At 36.8% G+C, this 23,009-nt stretch carries 18 protein-coding genes; 9 read left to right on the top strand and 9 right to left on the bottom strand.

Going from position 1 to position 23,009, the window contains the following annotated elements; genetic code table 11:
- Nucleotides 1-38: 38 nt before the first annotated feature.
- Together J5Y03_RS00550 and J5Y03_RS00545 are read right to left on the bottom strand one after the other, a co-directional pair.
- Nucleotides 39-455, bottom strand: a complete 417-nt coding sequence (locus J5Y03_RS00550) for an NINE protein (RefSeq protein ID WP_209401284.1) — start codon at nucleotides 453-455, stop codon at nucleotides 39-41.
- A 9-nt stretch (nucleotides 456-464) separates the two neighbouring features.
- On the bottom strand, nucleotides 465-791 hold the full coding sequence (locus tag J5Y03_RS00545; RefSeq protein WP_209401282.1) for a TM2 domain-containing protein: 327 nt from the start codon (nucleotides 789-791) through the stop codon (nucleotides 465-467).
- A gap of 372 nt (nucleotides 792-1,163) precedes the next feature.
- Between J5Y03_RS00545 and J5Y03_RS00540 the strand changes: the two genes are divergently transcribed.
- Nucleotides 1,164-2,042, top strand: a complete 879-nt coding sequence (locus J5Y03_RS00540) for a radical SAM/SPASM domain-containing protein (protein WP_209401280.1) — start codon at nucleotides 1,164-1,166, stop codon at nucleotides 2,040-2,042.
- 227 nt (nucleotides 2,043-2,269) lie between these two features.
- Here the strand turns inward: J5Y03_RS00540 and J5Y03_RS00535 are convergent, their stop codons facing one another.
- Both J5Y03_RS00535 and J5Y03_RS00530 read right to left on the bottom strand, forming a co-directional pair.
- A complete protein-coding gene (locus tag J5Y03_RS00535) occupies nucleotides 2,270-2,692 on the bottom strand; it encodes an exosporium protein C (RefSeq protein ID WP_209401278.1) in 423 nt (140 codons plus the stop codon).
- 226 nt (nucleotides 2,693-2,918) lie between these two features.
- Nucleotides 2,919-4,169, bottom strand: coding sequence for a cation:dicarboxylate symporter family transporter (locus J5Y03_RS00530; protein WP_209401276.1), 1,251 nt, complete (start codon nucleotides 4,167-4,169; stop codon nucleotides 2,919-2,921).
- 128 nt (nucleotides 4,170-4,297) lie between these two features.
- On the opposite strand from J5Y03_RS00530, the gene J5Y03_RS00525 reads away from it, so the two are divergent.
- A complete protein-coding gene (locus tag J5Y03_RS00525) occupies nucleotides 4,298-5,194 on the top strand; it encodes a LysR family transcriptional regulator (RefSeq protein WP_209401274.1) in 897 nt (298 codons plus the stop codon).
- A 348-nt stretch (nucleotides 5,195-5,542) separates the two neighbouring features.
- The gene (locus J5Y03_RS00520) at nucleotides 5,543-6,244 is read left to right on the top strand and encodes a metallophosphoesterase family protein (protein WP_209401272.1); all 702 of its coding nucleotides are present in this window, start codon (nucleotides 5,543-5,545) and stop codon (nucleotides 6,242-6,244) included.
- A 339-nt stretch (nucleotides 6,245-6,583) separates the two neighbouring features.
- Here the strand turns inward: J5Y03_RS00520 and J5Y03_RS00515 are convergent, their stop codons facing one another.
- Both J5Y03_RS00515 and J5Y03_RS00510 read right to left on the bottom strand, forming a co-directional pair.
- A complete protein-coding gene (locus tag J5Y03_RS00515; protein ID WP_209401270.1) occupies nucleotides 6,584-7,048 on the bottom strand; it encodes a phage tail protein in 465 nt (154 codons plus the stop codon).
- A 22-nt stretch (nucleotides 7,049-7,070) separates the two neighbouring features.
- Entirely contained in the window at nucleotides 7,071-7,550 is a 480-nt protein-coding gene (locus J5Y03_RS00510; protein ID WP_209401268.1) for a GyrI-like domain-containing protein, read from the bottom strand.
- A gap of 110 nt (nucleotides 7,551-7,660) precedes the next feature.
- On the opposite strand from J5Y03_RS00510, the gene J5Y03_RS00505 reads away from it, so the two are divergent.
- The 3 genes from J5Y03_RS00505 (at nucleotide 7,661) to J5Y03_RS00495 (ending at nucleotide 11,015) form a co-directional block, all read left to right on the top strand.
- Nucleotides 7,661-8,623 (top strand): helix-turn-helix transcriptional regulator, encoded by a 963-nt coding sequence (locus J5Y03_RS00505; protein WP_209401266.1) that lies wholly within the window; start codon nucleotides 7,661-7,663, stop codon nucleotides 8,621-8,623.
- 105 nt (nucleotides 8,624-8,728) lie between these two features.
- Complete coding sequence (locus tag J5Y03_RS00500) at nucleotides 8,729-9,373, top strand: LytTR family DNA-binding domain-containing protein (protein WP_209401264.1); 645 nt, start codon at nucleotides 8,729-8,731, stop codon at nucleotides 9,371-9,373.
- Nucleotides 9,374-9,500: 127 nt separating this feature from the next.
- The gene (locus J5Y03_RS00495) at nucleotides 9,501-11,015 is read left to right on the top strand and encodes an acetyl-CoA hydrolase/transferase family protein (protein WP_209401262.1); all 1,515 of its coding nucleotides are present in this window, start codon (nucleotides 9,501-9,503) and stop codon (nucleotides 11,013-11,015) included.
- A gap of 342 nt (nucleotides 11,016-11,357) precedes the next feature.
- Here J5Y03_RS00495 and J5Y03_RS00490 read toward each other — a convergent pair whose 3' ends face one another.
- The 3 genes from J5Y03_RS00490 to J5Y03_RS00480 all read right to left on the bottom strand — a co-directional run bounded on the left by J5Y03_RS00490 (nucleotide 11,358) and on the right by J5Y03_RS00480 (nucleotide 12,805).
- Nucleotides 11,358-11,858, bottom strand: a complete 501-nt coding sequence (locus J5Y03_RS00490) for a DinB family protein (protein ID WP_209402168.1) — start codon at nucleotides 11,856-11,858, stop codon at nucleotides 11,358-11,360.
- Between the two features lie 427 nt (nucleotides 11,859-12,285).
- Nucleotides 12,286-12,519, bottom strand: coding sequence for a hypothetical protein (locus J5Y03_RS00485; RefSeq protein ID WP_209401260.1), 234 nt, complete (start codon nucleotides 12,517-12,519; stop codon nucleotides 12,286-12,288).
- Between the two features lie 37 nt (nucleotides 12,520-12,556).
- Nucleotides 12,557-12,805 (bottom strand): hypothetical protein, encoded by a 249-nt coding sequence (locus tag J5Y03_RS00480; protein WP_209401258.1) that lies wholly within the window; start codon nucleotides 12,803-12,805, stop codon nucleotides 12,557-12,559.
- A gap of 539 nt (nucleotides 12,806-13,344) precedes the next feature.
- On the opposite strand from J5Y03_RS00480, the gene J5Y03_RS00475 reads away from it, so the two are divergent.
- The 3 genes from J5Y03_RS00475 to J5Y03_RS19950 all read left to right on the top strand — a co-directional run.
- On the top strand, nucleotides 13,345-14,289 hold the full coding sequence (locus tag J5Y03_RS00475; protein WP_209401256.1) for an AraC family transcriptional regulator: 945 nt from the start codon (nucleotides 13,345-13,347) through the stop codon (nucleotides 14,287-14,289).
- 15 nt (nucleotides 14,290-14,304) lie between these two features.
- Nucleotides 14,305-14,679, top strand: coding sequence for a DUF1761 domain-containing protein (locus J5Y03_RS00470; protein ID WP_209401254.1), 375 nt, complete (start codon nucleotides 14,305-14,307; stop codon nucleotides 14,677-14,679).
- A gap of 393 nt (nucleotides 14,680-15,072) precedes the next feature.
- Nucleotides 15,073-23,009: S8 family serine peptidase (locus J5Y03_RS19950; protein ID WP_209401252.1), on the top strand; the 7,937-nt coding region annotated here is incomplete at its 3' end.

Here is a 23,009-nt window from a genome sequence, read left to right as displayed (position 1 = left end):
TAATGCTGTATACTAATTGAAAAAAACCAGAATGAAAATCATTCTGGTTTCCGTAAGTTTCTTCGTTCTCTAATTGCATCGAGGATGAGATTTTCAGTATTCTCATTCAAAGTATCAATACGTTTATTCAAATAGAAAGCATCAATCCATGTCCAAATAACTGAACCTATTAAAAGGATAATAAATATGTACATGAGTATTTCAGTAAATAAATTAAAATATTCCACTGTATAAAATAAAGTAATAATAGCAAAAAAAGGAATAATAGTAGTTAATAACATTGCTGTAGCATATTTATAATTCTCAGTATAGAAACGATGTCCTCCAATGAAATGCAATACAGCCCATAAACCCCAAGCTGCTTCTTTGCTTTTTTTCTTTTTTAACATTTCTGATTCAAGGACGGCTAGTTCTTCTAATGTAAGATCCATTTTAGAAATATTTAAGTTATACATAGTTAATGATTACTCTGCTAATCTAGAGTTCTGTTTAGCATTTTTTAATAAACGGATTTCTGAAATGACCTCATTTTCAATCTTATCATTCGTATTTTTAATCATACCGTTTAATAAGAATAGATCAATAAATGACCAAATGCCTAATCCACCAAATGTTAATAACATACCAACAGCCGTTCCAGTTTTACCTAAATAAAAACGATGACCACCGAATCCAGCAGTGAAAACCCAAAGTAACCATGTAGTACCAGTTGATTTTTGTTTTTTGTTCATCTCTGAACTAAGAAGTTGTAATTCCTCTGAAGTAAGATCTTGTTTTTGCATAATTGACATTTTCTATGCTCCAACCTTTCCTAAAAAAAAATTAATAGATTTTAATCTATTGAATATCTATTCTATCACCAAATTATGCTTAAATGTGTAGAATTTACTATTTTTTTGTAAAGATTTGGTTTTTAATGAAGAATTTTTAATTTGACGTAACATGAATTAGTAGTTCGATAGTAAGTGGTGTTAGCTTTGTTTAGCTGATATGTAAAGAAGGAAACACTATCATTTTAATTATAGTTTTCAATAAAAAGTTAAAATGAAAACAGTATTTTCCAAAGTAAAGCATGTTTTCATTTATGATTAATTATGGTGTAATATAGTGATAGAACATTATTTCATCTTGTTCTAAGTAGTGAGAGAAGTGAGGAATTAAGATTGAAAAAGTTTAAGAAGTTTTACTTAGAGATTACAAGTATCTGTAATCTTGCATGCAGCTTCTGTCCACCAACAGAACGTCAGAAACAATTTATTTCTATAGAGGATTTTTCAAAAAGATTAGATGAAATCAAACCATATACAGATTTCGTTTATTTACATGTAAAAGGTGAGCCATTGCTTCATCCTAAAATAGATCAACTATTAGACCTATGTCATGAAAAAGGATTTAAAGTTAATATTACAACCAACGGAACGTTAATTAATAAAAATAAACACAAACTATTAGGTAAACCTGCGCTAAGACAGATGAACTTTTCACTTCATAGCTTTGATGGCCATCCGGGTTCGGTTGATAAGGAAGGTTATGTAACGAGTGTTCTTTCATTTATTAAAGAAGCAACGAGCCAATCGGAATTGATTGTTTCCTTGAGACTATGGAATCTGACGCAAGATAATATGACAAATCTTGAAAGACAACGAAACCGCGAATTACTAGAAATTATTGAGAACGAATTTAATTTAGAATACAAGATTGAAGAGAAGGTTACTCCAGGAAGCGGTGTGAAAATTGCAGACCGTATTTACATCAATCAAGATTACGAGTTTCAGTGGCCTGCATTACACGAGGAAGAGGATGATGGAAAAGGCTTCTGTTATGGACTTCGAAATCAAGCTGGCATTTTAGCAAATGGAGTCGTTATTCCTTGTTGTTTAGATGGAGAAGGAATTATCAACCTTGGAAATATTAATGATAAATCCTTTTCTGAGATTATCGAAGGGGAAAGAGCTACAAATATTGTAGAAGGATTTTCACGAAGAGAAGCAGTAGAGGAACTGTGTAGGAAATGTGGTTATCGTAAAAGATTTGGAAAGTAGATTGAGAAGTTATAATATAAATGAATAAAATAGGCTGTATAGGAAGTTTAATTTTTTATGACTTCTATACAGCCTATTTTTTTATCTTATAAAATGTGCCATAAAACATACATCTTATTCCATCGATCACACATCTTATAAGATGATACTAAAAGAATCAATCATATATGTCACAGAAATGTACTGGGCAAAAACATGGTCAAGATGAATAGAAAGAGCTAGTATCGTTAACTACCAATGGCTAGGGCACTAAAAGAAACAGGTCCAATAATGTTTGCTTGTGTGTTAGGTGTAATATTTTCAGCTGTAAGCTGATAGCTGTTGGTTCCAGATGATAAATTTAAATCAATGGCTTGGAATGTAAAAGCGTAGTTTATTTCTGAACCAGCTGATTCTGCTCCAACTTGAGTATTATAGATTTCTAGTCCATTTCGAAAGATTCTAAACACAATTTGAGCAATATTTGTAATGCCTTCCACACCCACGGTTGAAATTAGCTCAACGCGATTATTCATTGAAGAAGAGGAGGGGATGTTTATTTGAATCGAAGCTAAAAGAGCACTATCTGGAGTTTGTGGAATTGGAAAAGCAATTCCTGGGTCAAAACCGTTTAGAGGCTGAGTTGCTTGGTAATCAAGAACTTGTCCCATTTAATCAGCTCCTTATGTATGATGCTATATGTTATGGTTTTTATCAGAGCTTGCTTGTGTAGTAAACCAAGCCTTGTTATTTTCTTAAATTTTGTTTAATTAAACTGTTCTGGAGCCTTATTGAATTAGGTGACTAATATAAGCCCTCAAATTAAAAACCTCATTTTGTTTTATCTAAAAGAAAAAGGTGCAATCTCAATACCACTGAGATTTGCACCTTTTATCATTATAAAGCTATTTTTTGATCTGTGTTTTCTTCAATTTTATGACCTTCCCATTTTGTAATGACAAGGGCTGCCAGTGAGTTACCGACAATATTTACAACTGTTCGTGCCATATCAAGGATTCGGTCAATTCCTGCAATAAATGCAAGTCCTTCAACAGGTATCCCTACGCTTCCAAGTGTTGCAAGAAGAACAACAAACGAAACACCAGGAACTCCAGCAATACCTTTTGAAGTGATCATTAATACTAAAACCAATGTGATTTGATGAGTGATACTCAAATGAATTCCATACATTTGAGCGATAAATAAGGCTGCAATCGCTTGATATAGAGTAGATCCATCAAGGTTAAAGGAATAACCAGTTGGAATTACAAATGATGTAATAGCCTTTGGACAGCCTAAGTTCTCCATTTTTTCCATGATTTTTGGAAGAACAGTTTCTGAACTAGCAGTTGAATAACCTAATAAAATTTCATCTTTTAAATACTTTAATAGTTTAAAAATATTATATCCAGCTATTTTCGCAATTAATCCCATCACGACTACAATAAAGAAAATCATCGATCCATATACTACTAGGGCTAGTTTCCCCAGAGGGATTAAAGAAGATAAACCGAATGTAGATACTGTCACACCAATTAAGGCAAATACGCCAAAAGGTGCTACTTTCATTATTTGGTTCGTTACATAAAACATGGCTTCTGCAGTTCCTTTAAAGAAATTCAGAATCGGTATTCCTTTTTCACCAATTGCAGCTACCCCTAATCCAAACATAACTGAGAAGAATATGATAGGAAGCATGTCCCCATTCGATAAGGATTGCATGATATTTGTAGGTACGATATTCACAAAAGTATCGACCATTGAATGCGTTTCTGTTGTTTTCGCAGTAGTGACATACGCACTAATATCAGATTTAGCAAGATGTGAGCGATCGATACCTGTTCCAGGATGGAATATGTTTGCGGCCAAAAGCCCAACTAATATAGCAATTGTCGTAACAATTTCAAAGTAAAGAATGGTTTTCCCGCCAAGTCTCCCTACTGACTTGATATCCCCTACACCTGCAACACCAACAATAATACTGGAAACTACTATTGGGATTACAATCATTTTGATTAAGTGAATGAAAACGGTTCCAATCGGTTGTAGATACTGAGTCACATGGGGATTACCATAAAAGACTCCTCCAACCACAATACCAAGAACTAATCCTATAAAAATTTGCCAAGCTAACCCGACTTTTTTCATTGTTTGTCTCCCCCCGATGCTTATTTTTTATGAAATTATATTTATGAAATTATTTTAATATATATTTATTCATATTAACAATATATAATATAGATAAGAATCATCTCAATTTAAGATAGGAAGGTTTTATGGAACTAAGACAGTTAAAATACTTTATAGAGGTTGCTAAGGTTGAGCATTTTTCTATGGCTGCAGAAACCTTGCATGTTGCACAGTCTGCATTAAGCCGTCAGATCGGTCTCCTAGAAAAAGAATTAGGTGTAGAGTTGTTTGCGAGAGAAGGGCGAAATGTAAAATTAACCTTAATTGGAAAATTATTTGCAGAACAGGCAATGATTGCATTAAAGGCGATAGACAATGCAACTCAACTAATTGAAGAATATTTAGACCCAGAACACGGGACAATCCGGATCGGTTTTCCGTCTAGTATAGCGAGTAGCACCTTGCCAACCATCATTTCACCTTTTAAAAAAGAGCATCCTGAGGTAAGGTTTCATTTGCGACAAGGATCCTATAAATTTCTAACAGAGGGAATCAAGAATAGGGAGATTGATTTAGCATTTATCGGTCCTGTTCCTCAAAGTGATCCAGATTTACATGCCGATATCCTTTTTTCAGAGTCTTTTGTTGCACTCGTACCTATAACTCACCCTCTTGCAGAGAAAGGTAGTATATCATTAGCTCAATTATGGCAGGATTCTTTTGTATTATTTCCAGAAGGTTTTGTTCTTCGTAAACTAGTAGTAGATGCTTGTCACCAGGCTGGCTTTAGGCCCTTTGTTCCTTTTGAGGGTGAAGATTTGGATGCGATAAAAGGATTAGTTTCAGCAGGGATCGGCGTCACTCTTCTCCCTGATACTACGCTCATTGATAATATGCCTAATGGAACCGTAACATTAAAAATCAGCACTCCAGATGTGAAAAGAACAGTAGGAGTCATTATTCCCAAAAATCGAGAGCTTTCTCCTTCAGAAAAACTGTTTTATGAATTTGTACTGAATTACTTTAAGGATATAATTTTTTAGGAATATGTGAGTTACTATGAATCATATATAAGTTACACAAAGTCAGATTTAATAGAAGTGTCAAAGAACAATTTAATGTCTTTGATGCTTCTTTTATTTGGTGAAATTTATTGAAGTAGTCACTCTCTTGTCGGGAGTGGCTTTAACTTCATAGATTGTATTTTGTTTTTAGATACGCGGACTACCTTACCACAAATTGTTATAAAGCAAACGAAAGAAATTGATCTTGGATATGAATTGTTACTTTAGGGTACATGAGAGTTTTCCCTTTCAATGGCACTATGGAAAAAATACCATTTTTAAAATACAATAAAATCAGACTATTTAGATAACTGGGGTGTGGGATGATTGAAACGAATGCTTGCTATAAGTGATATTCATGGGGATTTAGAAAAATTAGAGAGGCTTTTAGAGCTTGTTCATTATGATAAAGACCGAGACCAGCTACTGTTTTTAGGTGATTATGTGGATCGGGGGCCAAATTCGAAAGCTGTTTTAGATAAAGTCATTCATCTGAAAGGTGAGGGAGCGATTGCCTTAATCGGCAATCACGAAAAGATGATGATAGATGCTTTTAATGGTGATCAAATGAACTTGAAAAGATGGTACTACAATGGCGGAATAAAAACACTTCAAAATTACGGATATAAAATTGAAAAGGATGATTCTGAGTATTGGTATAAGACCGACGAAATGCCAGAGCTTATTCAAATGAATGATGACATCCGCACACATATTGAAATATTAAAAGAGTTTCCATACTACTATGAAACTGATACCCACGTACTTGTTCATGCAGGAGTTCATCCGGAATTACCATTAGAGTCAACAGAATCTCATACATTAGTTTGGATTCGTGAGGAGTTCCACAAGGGTTACAAAGGGGGAAAGACCATTATATTCGGACATACACCGACAAAGCATTTGCACGAAAGTAACGATGTATACTTTGGGGATAATAATATCATTGGAATCGATGGCGGCTGTGCATATGGTGGAAGATTGTATTGTTTGGAGGTTGGGAGTTCACAAGTTTTTTATGTTGAATAGTACATAATTCAGTAAGTAACAGGACTATTTACAATAGGACATTCTCAACACTTTCGCAATGAAGGAATAGCTAACATATTAAAGTCAATAATGAAACTTTAGAGTAGTTACGGTGAACCGTATTATTAGTAAATGAGGTTTTTGCGAAAAAAGTAACAGCACCCTCTAATTTGATGGAGAGGTGCTGTTTTGTGTTTTGAATGCATAGATGAACATTTATTGATGAATGATTGCTTTGCTCTAGCAATGAATTTTTTTTTGCTTAATCTGGATTTTCTCTAAACGAAGAAAAAGAATGACTAATAAAAATGGCTGAATTCCACCACGCTTTTACTTACATTAATATTCTCCTTTAATGACAAAATACGAGCCTCGAATTGTTCCAGCTAATTTAGATTTCTGCCTAGCAAACTTAAACTTCTCTTCTAACTCCTTTGGTACCTCCATCCCCTCAGAAAGCTTAAAACCAACAGCTCTCTTCTTAGGGTCATCAACCGTATACATAACGTTGATTACAAGACCATCCTCATAAATGACGTAGGCAAATTTGATATTTTCCACTTGAAAACGTGACGTTTCTAAAGGTTTGGCCGCAAACTCAATATCACGTTCTTCTTTCAATATTCGGTTCACATAATCAAGGGTCTCCTGGCTTTCACTAGCTGGTACAACTGTAAATTCATGCTTGTATTTGTTCATAAAGTAACGGGCTTCATTAGCACGTAACCCTGCAAGCGCTTCTGTTACAGGTGAAGATTCTAAACCAACCGTAGACACATTTTTAAAATCAACGATATGAGACAATGTCATCTCTCCTTTTATCTCCTTATTTTCTAACAACAGGAATCCACATTTCACCAAATACTAAGCCGTTTCGCAGCCCCATTTCAACCGTTGTATTTGGTGCACCAACATAGGCAAAATTCGTTGCTTCTGGCAAGACTTGACCAAAGGCAATGCCAGCAAGCTTATTACTCAACTCATCAGCCGTATTCGCTTCCCCTTTAACAACTAGGTATTCCCCTTTAGGAAATTGAATAACTCTGGATGCTTCTGGAATCGATTCCTCTGTCATGACACCAGCATAATGCATCATCTTGTTATTCACCGCTTCGTTCACGGCAAAAATGTAGTCATTTGTGGCTATGGCTTTTAAATTGTCAAGCCTTCCATCTTGTTTGACGGCAAACCAAAAGTCTTCCTTTTCCTTGTTTATGCCAGCATAGTCTGTGTAATGGCTCTTAAGCTCAGTGCCAATACCTAAAACGGTAAAGCTGTCTTTTTCTTCTAGGGTATAATTTGCCATTTTCAAAACCTTCCTCTTTTTTAAATTAATCAAATGATTTGTCTTTTCACTTGATGAGTTTATAATAATCTTAAATCATGTCAAAAAATGATACTGTTTAGGAGGCCACGATGAAAAAAGTTGAACGGATAAATATCATCATGCGGTATATTAACAATCGCGCCCACTTTACAATTTCTGAAATCATGCAAGAATTTAATATCTCTCGTTCGACAGCTATTAGAGATATCAGAGAAATTGAAGCTATGGGGATGCCACTTGTCGCTGAAGTTGGAAGGGATGGGGGTTATTTTGTTATGAACAACTCTGTCCTGCCCACTGTTCGCTTTACCGATAATGAGATTAAAGCTCTTTTTATTGCCTTTATGGCCACAAGAAATAAACAACTCCCTTATCTAAAGAGTCGTCAGTCTTTAGCAGAAAAATTACTAGGCCTCATCTCAGAAAACCAGCAAGATGACCTTGTTCTTTTAAATCAAATCTTGCTTTTTGAAGGGACCAACCCCTATAATCCCGACTTACTTGATCTGTCGGACCTACCTCATCCTATGTTAGAAAAACTCATCCAAATCCTTCTTTTGGATAGCTATTTATTGATTACCATCAAAGAAGAGAAGGAAATAAAGTCTTATCCAATTTATCTCTTGCACCTTTATCAGGAAAAAGGCCTGTGGATGATTGAAGGCTTTGACTTAAAGGATGAAAAGAGGCAGATTTTCCCTGTCGACAATCTTACCAATGTCAAACCATACCCTACGAAAATAAGATTGAGTAAGAAAAAGATTTTAGACAAACTAAGTAAGCAGGGAGAAGTAATTAACCTTGTCCTTGAACTTGGTCCAAAGGCGATTGCACAGTTCAAAAAATACCACCCTTTAAAAGTTGCGATTTCCTATACGAATCCTTACCAAACCACAGCCATTCTAAAGACTTTTATAAATGTTAATAATCTCGAAGAATTGACCGAAATAACAAATTGGCTGCTTTTCCTAGGTGGGGATATCAAGGTCAGGGAAGTACCAGAAGAAGTCTTAGAAGGTTTACAAGAGAGATTATCCTTATTCTGCCCATAAGCAGTGCTAGTTAAAACCCAATAGGGGCTTTAATATATTTTCATCAGAATCAATACAGTTTGGTGTTAAAAATAGTAGTATAATATAGAATGAGGTGTTAATAGAATGGAAGATATAACCTTAGGCTTACTACTAGATGTCATTGGTGAACTATTTTCAGATGAAATTTCAATTGCTGTTTCGAATACAAAAGAATATATCTACTATCGGCCAAGTAAACGAATTGATTTAAAAATAGGAGCCGGGGACCCTATAAAGGAAGGGACGATTGCCCATAAAGCAATAGTGACGAAGCAAAAGGTCTCTGAGTTTATTGATCGGAATGTTTTCGGAATTCCTTATCATGGTATGGCAGTACCATTTTTAAATAATGGAAAGCTTGAGGGGTGCGTGACAGCAATTTATCCAGCATTAACGGATGGAAAATCGGTCGTTACCTTAAAAACAACGGACGGCTGGATTCCGATTCCTTTTTCAAAGGTCGTTTATTTAGAGGCTAAAGATAAAAAGACGTATGTTAATTCAGAAGAGTTATCAGGAACACATAAATACTCTCTGCAAGAATTCGAATACTTGCTTCCGAAAGATTCATTTATTAGATGCCACCGTTCATTTATTGTAAATGTTAATCATATTAAAGCGATTTATCCTGATACCCATTCTACCTTTTTGCTTTCGATGGATAATGGTGAGAGGGTACCAGTTAGTCAATCATACGCTAGTTATTTTCGGAAGCTTCTAGGATTTTAGAATTTTCTGCTTTGGAACCTAAATTTGCTATTTTATCTGAATTTTCGGTATTGTGCACTAAAATTCTTATCTTGATGGTGTTAATGTGTAAAATAATGATAACTATTCATTAAGAGAGGGATTAATTATGGAGATTAATTTAGAGCGAATCAGGGACCATCGTTTAAAGGAACGGGTAGTTACACCTGAAGAAGCGGCTTCCTGGATTGAAAGTGGAATGACTTTAGGCTTAAGTGGTTTTACTCGTGCAGGTGATGTGAAAGCGGTACCATTTGCGCTAGTAAACCGAGTTAAATATGATAAGTCTTTTAAAGTAAATGTCTATACTGGAGCTTCCTTAGGTTCGGATGTGGATAAATTATTTGCTGAAGCAGGAATTTTAGGAAAAAGATTGCCGTTTCAAGCCGATGCAACCATGCGAAAAGGAATTAATAATGGAGACTTTTTATTCGTAGATCAGCACTTGTCTCATACAGCAGAGCTACTCCGTGCTGACGTTATGGATATTGATGTCACTATTTTGGAAGCGATTTCAATAACTAAGGACGGAATGATTATTCCAACTACTTCAATTGGAAATTCTTTAGCGTTTGCCCTCAATGCAAAGTCCATTATTATTGAAATTAATATGGCACAATCTACACAACTAGAAGGGCTGCATGATTTATATGAACCTGGGAAACAAGGATCAAGGCTTCCAATTCCGCTCGTTAAACCGAATGATCGAATTGGAACGGTAGGCATTCCGATTGATGTTGAAAAAGTAAAGGGTATTGTGTTTACGAATCAGCTTGATTCGCCATCGACGATTGTTCCTCCAGATGAAGAAACAGTTACAATGGCACAACATTTAATAGAGTTCCTTCGAAAAGAAGTAAAAATAGGCCGATTAACGAAAAGTTTAGCCCCATTACAATCGGGAATTGGTTCAGTGGCAAATGCAGTGCTACATGGATTGTTAGATTCGGAGTTTCAAGATTTAGAAGTTTATTCCGAGGTATTACAGGATGCGGTATTTGATCTTATGGATGCTGGGAAAGTAAGTTTTGCTTCCTGTTGCTCCATCACGCTTTCCGAAAAGAAAATGCAACAGGTATTTTCAAACTTTGAAACATATCGCAACAAAATAATAATGCGCCCGCAAGAGATTTCCAATCATCCTGAAATCATTCGACGCCTTGGTTTAATCTCGATTAATACTGCTTTAGAATTAGATCTATACGGAAATGTCAATTCTACTCATGTTTTAGGTACAAAAATGATGAACGGTATTGGAGGTTCTGGCGATTTTGCCAGAAATGCACGCCTAGCTATCTTTGTTACTAAATCCATTGCCAAAGGTGGTAACATTTCAAGCATCGTTCCTTTCGTCTCTCATGTAGACCATACCGAGCACGATGTAGATGTTATCGTTACTGAACAGGGTTATGCTGACTTAAGAGGACTAGCGCCAAGGGAAAGAGTGGAACTGATTATTGAGAATTGCGCACATCCAATGTATCGTGATCAGCTACGAGCTTATTTCCAAGAAGCACTAGCAGGAGGTGGTCAAACTCCTCATGTTTTAGAAAAAGCTTTTTCTTGGCATACGAATTATGCTAAAAGCGGAACAATGCTTGCAGCAACAGTAGAAACCGTTTAGGTATGTATCATAAGTAAATGATGTTTTGAAAAGTTTATTTGATGTGAAAATCTAGATTAAATTGTGTACGATTCCTTAACTAGTATGAATAAATTATGGCCTAATTAAGAAATAATAAGCCAGTCTCTCACCCCGATAAAACAGTGAGGGACTGACTTCACTATAAATAGTATCAACCTAAATTGTATTGTTAAATGCAATAGATCTGTTACTAAGGTTAAGAAAAACATTATTTCTTATTCCGCCTTGGCCTTTTGCAGTTGTGTTGGGAGGCGTTCCTCGCAAATTATCTTTGTTTTGAGTTGTATTATTTATCTGCAAATGATAAGCCCCTTAATAATCTTATTCTGCCTTAGCATTTTCTCTTTTATATAGATAGAGCCCATAATCTTGCATCACCGATGAGTATCCCAGTTGTCTTAGCATTGTTGCGATATTACCACGGTGGTAATTTCCATGAGTAACAACGTGGAGAACTGATTCAGAAATAGACGTTTCCAATAATCCAACATAAGGATTATTAACTACAATGACCTGATCCATATTTACTTGATTGAATAGAAGTGATTTGTTTTTGAGGGATAAGTCATCATAGAGGGTTTCCATTTCTACAATCTCTTTTGATTCGATCTGTTTTTGTAATTTACTTGCCAATGCCATGGCTTCATTCATAGTTTGACCGGAGATAATATCAAACCATGCTTGCTCAACGAGATAAATATGGGTTAACAATTGTGAAATGGAAGAATAGCCACTTTGTATGTCACTATGATAAATGTCCTTTGGAAGTTCTTTTAGACGATTAATCATTTCTTTGTTTGCCCAAACATTGTAATCATACATATCTTGTATGGGATTCTTTTTCAATTAATTATCCTCCTTGTTCCACAATGGTTAATTATCAGTGTATGGTATATTATATCAGTGATTGAAGCGTATGATTCGTTTATCGAGGATATTATTTAATCAATTTTAGAAAAAGCTTTCCATATTTTGTGTTCATGGAATTTCTCCTAATTTTTAAATCTTATTTCGATAAGCTGAAAAAGGTGCACTCTCAAACCCCCGAGATTGCACCTTTTACCTTTATAAAGCTATTTTTTGATCTAAGGTTTTGAAGCTGTGGTTTGGTTAAACTAGTTTTCTAAATATATGTGGAGCTCTCAGAATAACAGTTTATTTAAATTCTATCTAAACAAAAAGCAGAAAAATACGTCTTTTTTAGAAAGAATAATCCAGGATGTGAAAGTTGAACTTTTCAATAAAATCTTTAAGAATATTCGATATATTCTACATTTGAGATATGAATTGTTTCATAATCATCTAATTTATTTGTGTCAAGTAACAATTGAATCCGAAATTTTGTTTCTCCTACTTCTTTAATAACACCTTCGATTTTTTCTCCGTCAGGACCTCTATTTAAAAATACATTAACTGATTGCCCAGTTACTTCAGCATATTCTAAAGCTTTTCTTATTCCTTTTAATTTTTTATCTTTACTCAAGTTATATACCTCCTTTCCTAAATATAATTAATAGTATTTAAGAAGAACTGACATCTGTTCGAAAATCTACAGACTTAACAGCATGTATAGCTACAATAGCTTTGTCAATATCTTCTCCCACTTCAACAGGTTCATTTGGTTCTAACCAAGCACGAAAAGAAGTCTCCCATAGTGCTTCTACAATTGCCCCTTCTAATGTAGCACCACTTCTGAGATTAATATCAACCTGCTGTCCAGTTTTATAAGCAATATATAACGCTTTTTCAACGTCTAGCTTTTTAGTCATATTTTTACCTCCCTTCTAATTATCCTTATTGTTTGTTTAAGGCACTTCTTAGGTAAAATGTGTAAGATAATCCTAGTACCTTAAGAAAAAATGATTAAGAGGCTGTACAATCTATTTTTCTTCACAAAAATTAAGAGATTAAAAACCTCTACATTCAATAGTATGTAATGAAAAAAATATATCTTGTACATTAGTACTAAATACAAAAAAACGGGGTATTCTCAGTGTTTATTAGTTCTTTTACTAATCACCAAGAAATAACTACATAAATCATATTTCGATGCATAATGGAGAACCGTATCGTAAATAGTGGTAAAGTGAGTATCTGATATAATTATTAGTAAAAGTTTATTAATATGTGATAGGTGGATATTGATTAAAAACAGAGGCAATAATCTTATTGGATCTGTTTATTTTCTTTTTATGTATGATCAACTTGATCTATGCAGCTTTGGAAGATGATGTGAAAATCAAAAGAATCTGATAAAATTGAAATGACTTAAAAACATAGTAGATTGTGAAAGGGTAAAGGCAAATCAATGAATTACGATAAAGTTCAGCAAATGCAAATCAATAAAGTAGTAGAGTATATTGAAAAACATATTCATGATCCTCTTCCACTTGAAAAGTTGGCACAAGTGTCTACGTATTCTCCGTTTCATTTTCAACGATTGTTTAAAGGAATTATTGGCGAAACTCCGGCTGGCTATGTAAAAAGACTGCGTTTGGAGAATGCGGCTCATTTATTAATTTATGAACAACAATTACCGATTACTCAAATTGCTTTAATAAGTGGTTATTCATCATTGTCCTCATTTACATATTCATTTAATACTTATTTTAAAACGAGCCCAAAAAGCTGGAGAGAAGGAGCTTATTTACAAAGATTTCCTCGTGAATATCAAAATCGCAAGAATTCTAAACAAGTAAGCACAAATAAGAAAGTAGGAAATGAACAGAGCACTTATAATGAATTTAAATGGTTAGATTTATCAAAAGTACAAGTTGTTCAGTTGCCAGAGTGCACTACAGTAAACAGGTATACTATTGGATCTTACATAAATGGGATCCCAGATGTGTGGGAAGATCTCTATCGATGGTCAAATGCGAGAGGTCTAGTTGAACAGGATACAATGATGTTCGGTGTACCGAGGAATAATCCTTACATCACACTACCAGAAAATAGTCGTTATGATTGTCGTATCGCTATTCCGAATCGTGGGGAAATAAGTCTTGATGACGAAGTGACCTATACATTTAGTGGTGGGAAATATGTATTATATACTTTTGATGAGCCTGTAGAGTATAGTGAAAGAAGTATGTTGATTGAATGTTACTCAGAATTGTATAGCTATTGGTTACCGATTAGTGGTTACAAATACTTGGGGAATCCGATCGAACTTGTGCACATTGAGGAAGTAAATGGGACACTCAATCATACTTGCAGAATCAGTGCGATCGCTTTAGCCATTGAACCTAAATAAAACGGAGGTAAATATATGTCAATTGATTTAAGTGCGTTAAATTATCTTGCTATTGTTGTTGGTGGAATCATGTATATGATTTATGGCGCAATCTATTATTCGATATTAGTAGGGAAGGAAAATCAAAGCAAAGGTGCATTAAAATATGTAATCTCAGTGATCGTTGCATTTATTAGTTCTACTTTTATAGCTATTCTTGTTCAAGCGACTAATGCTCATGGTTTGTTAGAAGGTGCTGTTGTTGGTTCTATCATTGGCATTCTTATTTCAATTGTTTATTTGAAAAATACATTATTTGGACTTGTAAATAAGAGGAATTTTTTGATTGCGATCGGTGACCATTTGCTTATTTTTACCTTACTAGGAGCACTTCATGGCCTTTGGGGCTAATCGTTAAGTTTATATTAATTGAATTGAGTTAAAGGATGGATCTCTCATAAATACGGGGATCCATTTTTTTAAAAAAATTTAGATCTATTAAATTAGTATTATACCAAAACACGAATTCCCCCAAGTTCCCCCAAATTCTATTTTTCAAAAATCCAAGAGAAACAAAGGGATAGGTTGAATGTTCTGAATTTTGACATCATAAAATAACAAAATTTGCTATACATTTTTCACGAAATTCCCCCAATTTACTGTCCATAAATCCACAAGTATAATTTAAAGTAGAAAGTTTTTTCTGAATATTTATAAAATTTAATTATTTGAGAGGAGGAAATGAATAATTTGCGCAATAAATTAAATTTTTGAAAGGATATGAATAATATGAGGCGTCGAAAAATGAAAAAGATGATCATGTCAATGTCGCTTGCAATTTTTATGCTGTTAAGCAATTCGCTTCCGACGTTTGCCATGACAGGTGGAAAAGCTGAAAATACAAGTCCTTCTACTCAAATAGGAGAGACATCTGTAAAATCTGGTCAATCTGCCGAAATAGGCAGTAATAGCAATCAAGCGCAAGATTTGCAAAACTTATATTTACAAAAGCTTCAGTTTGACCCGAAGTTGCTAGATTCGTCAAAATCCCTAGATTTAATCATTCAATTTGATGTTGATCCAGCGCCAATCCAAATGCTGAATCAACAAAAAAATGATTCATCAGCTGGTGATAACACGGCCTCTATTAATAAACAAAGTACATCATCTGTCACACTTAAAAGTGCTGAGGCAGCTGTCAATCAAACTCACAGCAATTTTAAGAGTTTCGTAACGAGTGAGTCTAAGGCTTTGAAAGATGCTGGCGTAACTAACCCTATGAAAATAGGAAGAGAGTATACTCAAGTATTTAACGGCCTAGCTGTTAAAATGTCTACGAGAGCCCTTAATGATATGTTGGCACTGCCATACGTAAAGAGCGTTTATCTTAACGTTAAGTATGCGCCAATTCCTGCTTCACAGGTGATCGACGGTCCTGCGAGTGTTACAGGTGACGGGAAGGTTTCTACAAAACAAACGAATCCAAATTTGTTGTCCGTTATACGTACAAATCGTAGTAACGTAAAATCAACTAGCGATACTTCCGATAGCCCTGTTAAATCAGGAGATTCATTCAACCCGCTGACTGTTCCTGTTCCAGAACCAGGTCAAGAAGGCCCAAAATCGGGTGAAACAGCAGTTCTCGATTGGTTGAAAATCCACGATCTTCAAAATGAAAACATTACAGGGAAGGGCGTAAAAGTCGGCGTTATTGACACAGGAGTCGACTATAACCACCCAGACATCGCTGGTGAATATCAAGGTGGTAAAGATTTTGTAGACTATGACAACGACCCGATGGAAACGGTATATTCTGACTGGTTGACTGCGAAGAATGCGAATGATGCACTTCCGCCTGAACAGAGAGATCCAAACTTCCCGACAGATTACCATAATTATATTACTTCTCACGGAACTCACGTTGCAGGGACAATTGCAGGTCAATCACGTAACAACTCTCCATATGCTGTTAGAGGTGTTGCGCCTGAAGTGCAGTTATATGCTTATCGTGTTTTAGGTCCTTACGGTGGTAGTGATGAGTCTGTTATTGCTGGAATCGAACAATCCTACATGGATGGATGTAAAGTGATTAACCTATCACTTGGTATGAATCTTAACGATTCGTTATCTTCCAATTCTGTTGCGATCAATAATATTACTGACCTTGGCGTAACGGCAGTTATTGCTGCAGGCAACGCTGGTCCGGGCGTTGGCACAGTGGGAACCCCAGGTTCTGCTGCTAAGGCGGTTACGGTCGGAGCTATAACTTATCCGAAACAAGTTCCAACATTTGATATTCATTCATATGGTGCAACGGGACAAGAATCATTTTCCATTTTTAATACTCGTTTGATTGGAACGGATTTTTCGGAATCAAATACTAAGCTTAGCGGTTCCACTCAGTACGACATTGTCGATGCTGGATACGGTACTTCTGCTTGGTACGATGATCTTCGGAAAAAAAATATCAACGTTGCAGATAAAGTTGTACTTGTAAAGCGTGGTGCTGCGAGTGTAAACCAGCTCATGATGTATGCGGCTGAGCAACATGCTAAAGCCATGATTTTGTGGAATCCGACCGACAATCCAGATCTTATTTTTGATGAACAAGGCTATTATCCGTTTTATCTGGGGGCATTCGGCGGTGCAGTCTACACTTTGCAAATAGGCAAGAATGAGGGTACAGACTTCTATAATGCCTTTAAAAACGGTACGGTTAAGACGATCTCTGTTTCAAATGCTAGCGACTACAAGATGGGCGGAAATACGCTTGCGCCTTTTAGTTCGACAGGTCCAGTTACAGGGTCGCTTGCAATCAAGCCTGACGTTATTGCTCCAGGTGTCGATGTTTTCTCGACCGCGCCTTATGATATTTGGGAACCAGCTAACAAAGACTATTCGAATGCTTACCAAACGATGTCGGGTACATCAATGGCAACTCCTCATGTTGCTGGTATGGCTGCATTGATTTTGTCGTCTCATCCGAACTATAAGCCTGAGGACGTTAAAGTAGCATTGATGCAAACTGCAGACCCTATTAGCACACAACAAAGTCTATTTCAAATCGGTTCTGGTAAAGCAGATCCTTATCAAGCTGTGCATACAGATATGCTATTTAAGGTAAAGGACTTTATTCAATCACGCTCGTCAACCGATGCGTCATCCAGTTCCAATATTATTAGTGTAGAAAATACAACATCTTCATTTTCGTTTGGTTATACACCGCGTCAAGAAGACGGTTCTGTTTCGAAAACAGGTGACTTATATATAACCAATAACGGTGCTGCTGCTAAAACTTTCGACACAAAGAGCGTTTTCTTTAAGGATACGTTTGTGACCGACGGACAAGATGGTACAAAACAAGGCGCTAAAATTAGTTTAAGTGATGCGACATCGCCTGCAACCGAATTAACTTCGATCAATGTTCCAGCAGGTGGCACGGTTCATCTTTTAGCAAAATACACTATGCCTGCTTCGGCTGCAAGTGGATACTACGAGGCGTATATAAACTTTGTTAATCCAGATAGCCCTACTGAAACCTATCGTATTCCTCTTGCTATTAACGTTCAAAGTAGAGGTATAGATTTCAGGGTTGAAAGAAAAGCATTTACACTTGGCGGCAAGAAGAACTTTAATCCTAATACGTATGCAGTTACTCCAGCAGCCTTTGCAGGAGTGAGAGTGAAAAGTCCGATTGACCCTACCTATGGACTTAAGCTTTATGTCATGGATATAACAGGTAGTAATTATATAGGTTTTATCAGTTCATCCAGCTCTTCTTACTTTACGCTAGGAGATTTAAAGCATGTACCTTTTATGCTAAACGGAGCTTATTACCCTTATCCTGCTCCTATTTCCAAGGATGATCCTAATCTTTCTACGAAGCTTACACAACAATTGTCACAGACAAAAGTAACTGACGAAGGCGGATACGTTATCCAGGCTCGTGCAATAGACGCTTCTACTGGCAAGCTTTATGAATTAAATAGCTCAGTTTACGTTGATAACACGGCTCCGACAGTGCAAATGGATGCAGGAAGCGAACCGGGCATTTATGAGATTGACCCTAACGGTCCTTTGACAGACGGCGGGTTAAAATGGTTCTCAGGAAAAGCTTACGACTCGAACGTTGATTATATGAAGAATGTTGGTAAGGAAACATCTGTTCCTAAACCACCGGTCTATGACACAGATACGAGCGTGAGCCAATCTTTAGGTAAAATAGACGGTATGCTAGGCGATTCAAACGATAACCCGTATGTCAATTACTTCTTGAACTTAGATGCAGACGGAAAATTTAAATTTGGTATATCCAAAGATGACCTCGTGAATACGGATAAGGACCCTTATAAAGAAATGTATGGGACACAGTTCAGATTTTACCCAGAAGATTACTCCTATGCAGGGAATCTTGAAACGCAAGGACAATATTATTACTTTGTTAAAAAAGGCAACGAGTATGTAGTTAACAGATTTAAACGTTTGGAAACACCAGGATCGACAACGTTAAATGGGATTGACCCTGCTTTCCTTGTTGACAAAACATTAGTCTCCAAAGGCGATAACTTTCAATCAACATTGTCCATTAAATATCCTAAAAATGTTGTAGGTGCCAAGTTCTATATCGACGAGCTTCCGTTTGCAGATATTAAGGATATTGACTTTAGTGCACAATACAAAGCATTTTTAGCATCCAAAGGAATTACAACTGATAAAAGTTGGATTCATCAAGACCTGGACATCAATGGTGATTTTATGTTCCATTTCAATCTACCTGCAGATGTTCAATCCCAAGGTGTATTGAATTCAGCAGACACAATGAGCGACGGTGTTGCACAGGAAATGCCTATACTTGATATTACTTACAAAGTTACGAACGATGCCGGATACGATACAGTGTGGCTTCAAGGATCGGCTAATATCCCGGAAATCACAACGTACAGCGGTGGTACGACCGGAATGGATCGTGTTCCAACATTCCTTGATAAAAAGCTTTTCATTAAAGGCGGGGCATCTATCAGCGGTAATATTCAACCGGAAGGATTCCAATCGTATCCGACATCGAATATATACGGTAGAACAACACCAATCACGGCCACTGATTCTGGCGTCGAGGTTAAATTTGAAGATCCGAATACAGGCGGTATTACTTCTGTATTGCCAATAGCACCAGATCCTGGAGGCACCGCTTCAAGTGATAACCCAGGCATCAATAATATTGGCTTATTTACAACAGATCTTCCGATGCCGGCTGGCACGAAGCCGTACAATTTTACAATGAAAATGCCGGGGCATTTAACTTATTATGGAACATTAAAAATGAACCCCTCGGGTCAATATAACTATGCAGCAGGAGGAAACTATAAAGTTCCTTATGGTGTTATGCTTGCGGGTGATGTAAACGGCGATGATGTTATCGATATGAGAGACATCGAGGCGGAATGTGCTGCATACAACGCCTATGTTGCAACAAAGTCAACTTACACAAGAGCAGCTGATTTAAATTTTGACAACGTAATTGATTATAATGATTTTGCTTACATTGTTAAAAACTTCGGCAAATACAATACAACTGCTCCTAATGCAGCAGCTTTAGCAGGAACTATTATCTCAACAACGAGTGCAGAGATTCAGTTAACCGGATTTAATACGATACCAAGCGGTTCGGATTTAACTGCGTTTAACACTGTAGTAAAACCAGTACCATATATTAAAACAAGCGATGCAAATGCTTTCGTAAATTACGGCAAAGTAAATCCGTTTCAAATGTTTTCAGTCGTTTACAAAACTCCAGACCCAGCAACGGGTGCTTCTACAGTTACGCAAATAGAAGATGCCGCTTGGAGGGCTGCCGTTGACGGCGCTGGCGGACAAATCCTTATTGATGGCGTCGACCGTAAAGCAGCTACGAATGTGTATAATGGCGTTACCGTTAATTCGATTGTTAGCAAAGTTGTTTCTAACAAAGGACAATACGAATTTGATCCATCGTTGTTTGAAAAATCGGGAGCCCACACGATTGTGTTTAAAGCTCCGGGCTATATGGATCGCACCTTGAAATTTAAAATGCAAGATGGTATCGGTAATAGCTTTAACCTATTTGCGCCGAATAATGTTGCAACAATTGGAAAAGCATTAACATTTAGTCGTGGAGATGGCACAGGTCCCACAGCTGCGCACTATCGCGATATTTGGCAGCCGAATATTACTTCAATAACTGTAACAGATCCAGACAATAATGTTGTTGCAACCTATAAGGGAACTGAACTTGCAGCGCTCTTTAACCATGTGACGCCGCCAAACGCAACAACATTTAACTTTACAATTCCTGAAGGGGTTTTCTCGAAACCTTCGAAACAGGTCGGACCATATATCTATGATTGGAATATTACAATAGCAGCGAACAATTACTCGTCGTATACATTTGCACAAAGAATTAATGCTGTAGCGGCTCCAACGTTGACTGCTGAATCGAATCGATACTTTAATGATAGTAACTCAAACCCGATTTCTATTGGAGTTGTGGCCACAAACGATTCACAAGCGTGGAGAGATGCGATTACAGCCGTGCAAGTTGGCGGTACTACGATACCGAGAGCTGACTTTGTAGATAAAAACATCACTATAGGTGCTCCTGGAACGCCTATAAAGATTGATAAATCGCTGTTTACAGTGCCAGGAAGCATAACGATCAAAGTAATCACAACAAATTACCAAACTGCGACAGTTGATCAGCCTTTCTACAAGCAAGGTGTAACGCTTACAAGACCAGCAGGTACAATATATGCTGGGCAAGACCTAGTAATGACATTTACTCCTGGTACAGCAGCATCTGATTGGATATCTGCAGTGAAGACAACTGGCAATATTAAATTTAACGGAAATACAATCAAAACTAGAGTTGTCATTGATGAAACAGCAGGAACATTAACGATTCCATATGATTTGGTAAGAACAGATGGTAGTGGTGCAGTTTCAAGGAGTTTAGTTGTTACAGCTCCGGGTTATGCTGACAATAGTGTAACTGCAACTGTTACACCGCAAACTGCGCCTGCACTTACGCTTTCCACGCCTGTAGGAACACCACAGTTTGGCGACACCATTACTTACACAATTAACGGTGCTGATAATCAGTTGTGGAGAAGTTCAATTTTACTTGCGTCAACGTCAGATACATCGATTGACAATGGCGATGTTACAATTCAGTTTACATCAGCTACATCGGTAAAACCTTTTGTAACAACATCTGTAACAAATGGTACAGGGGCAGTCACGATTGACGGAAATGCGACACAGTCAAATACTGCTGTAGGAAATAAGAACATTAAGTTCAAATCGCCTTACTTTACACCTATTACAATTGCTCAACCATTTGCTCAAAGAACAGCACCAACGCCTACTTTGGCACCAAGTGGTGTTGGCAAGCCAGTGATTCTTACTGTACCGAACAATGATGAAAACATGAAATGGGCAACTGCTGCAAAGGCAGTTTCAGGTGATATTACGGTGGGAGGAGTATCGATTAAAGCGGATACGACTATTTTGCCAGATGCAGACAATATCACGCTTACACTCCCAGGTGCGGCGTTTTCAGCGAAAGGCAAAATTGCGATTACGTTTAAAGCGTATTGCTATCCTGATACGACCGTAACTCAAGAGGTTATGAGCAATCCGCCAGTGTTTGCTTCAAAAATTGCATATACTCAAGAATCTTCACCAATAACTATTAGTTACACATCCGATTCAACATGGCTTGCAGCAGCACCAGTTGTTTCGATGAATGGCAAAGTAGTTGATCATAGTAAGTACACGATTTCAGCTACAGAGTTGACATTTGTAGATAGAACATTATTCGAAGGAGTAGGTGATTATAAGTTTACAATTTCTGCTTCTGGTTATATCGATGCCACATTTGATATTTTCGTAAATAACAAGTTGGCGCATTTAATCACAGCGACAGCTGAAAGCAATGGTACGATTAGCCCGAGCGGCAGCGTTTCTGTGAATGACGGAACAAATCAAACGTTTACAATCACACCGAATAGCGGATATGAAATTGATACGTTGAAGGTTGACGATGTGGATGCAAAGGCAACAAATAACACCTACACGTTTACGAACGTAACGGGCGATCATACGATCAATGTAACATTCAAGAAAATCGTTCATACAATCACAGTAACAGCTGGAAGCAATGGTACGATTAGCCCGAACGGCAGCGTTTCTGTAGATGAAAGAACAGATCAAACGTTTACAATTACACCGGATAGTGGATATGAGATAGACTCGTTGAAGATTGATGATGTAGATGAAAAAGCAACAAACAACATTTACACGTTTACGAACGTAACGAGCGATCATACGATCAATGTAACATTCAAGAAAATCGTTCATACAATCACAGTAACAGCTGGAAGCAATGGAACCATTAGCCCGAATGGCAGCGTTTCTGTGGATGAAGGAACAGATCAAACGTTTACAATTACACCGGATAGTGGATATGAGATAGATTCGTTGAAAGTTGACGATGTGGATGAAAAAGTAACAAACAACACATACACGTTTACGAACGTCACGAGCGATCATACAATCAATGTAACATTCAAAAAAATCGTTCACACAATCACAATTACTGCAACAGCTGGAAGCAATGGTACGATTAGCCCAATCGGCAGCGTTTCTGTGGATGAAGGAACAGATCAAACATTTACATCCACACCGGATAGCGGATATGAGATTGA

It is taken from the genome of Gottfriedia endophytica (assembly GCF_017814275.1).
GTDB lineage: Bacteria > Bacillota > Bacilli > Bacillales > Bacillaceae_G > Gottfriedia > Gottfriedia endophytica.
Note: the sequence above shows the minus strand (reverse complement) of the source record. Positions and strands in the feature narration are given on the sequence as shown.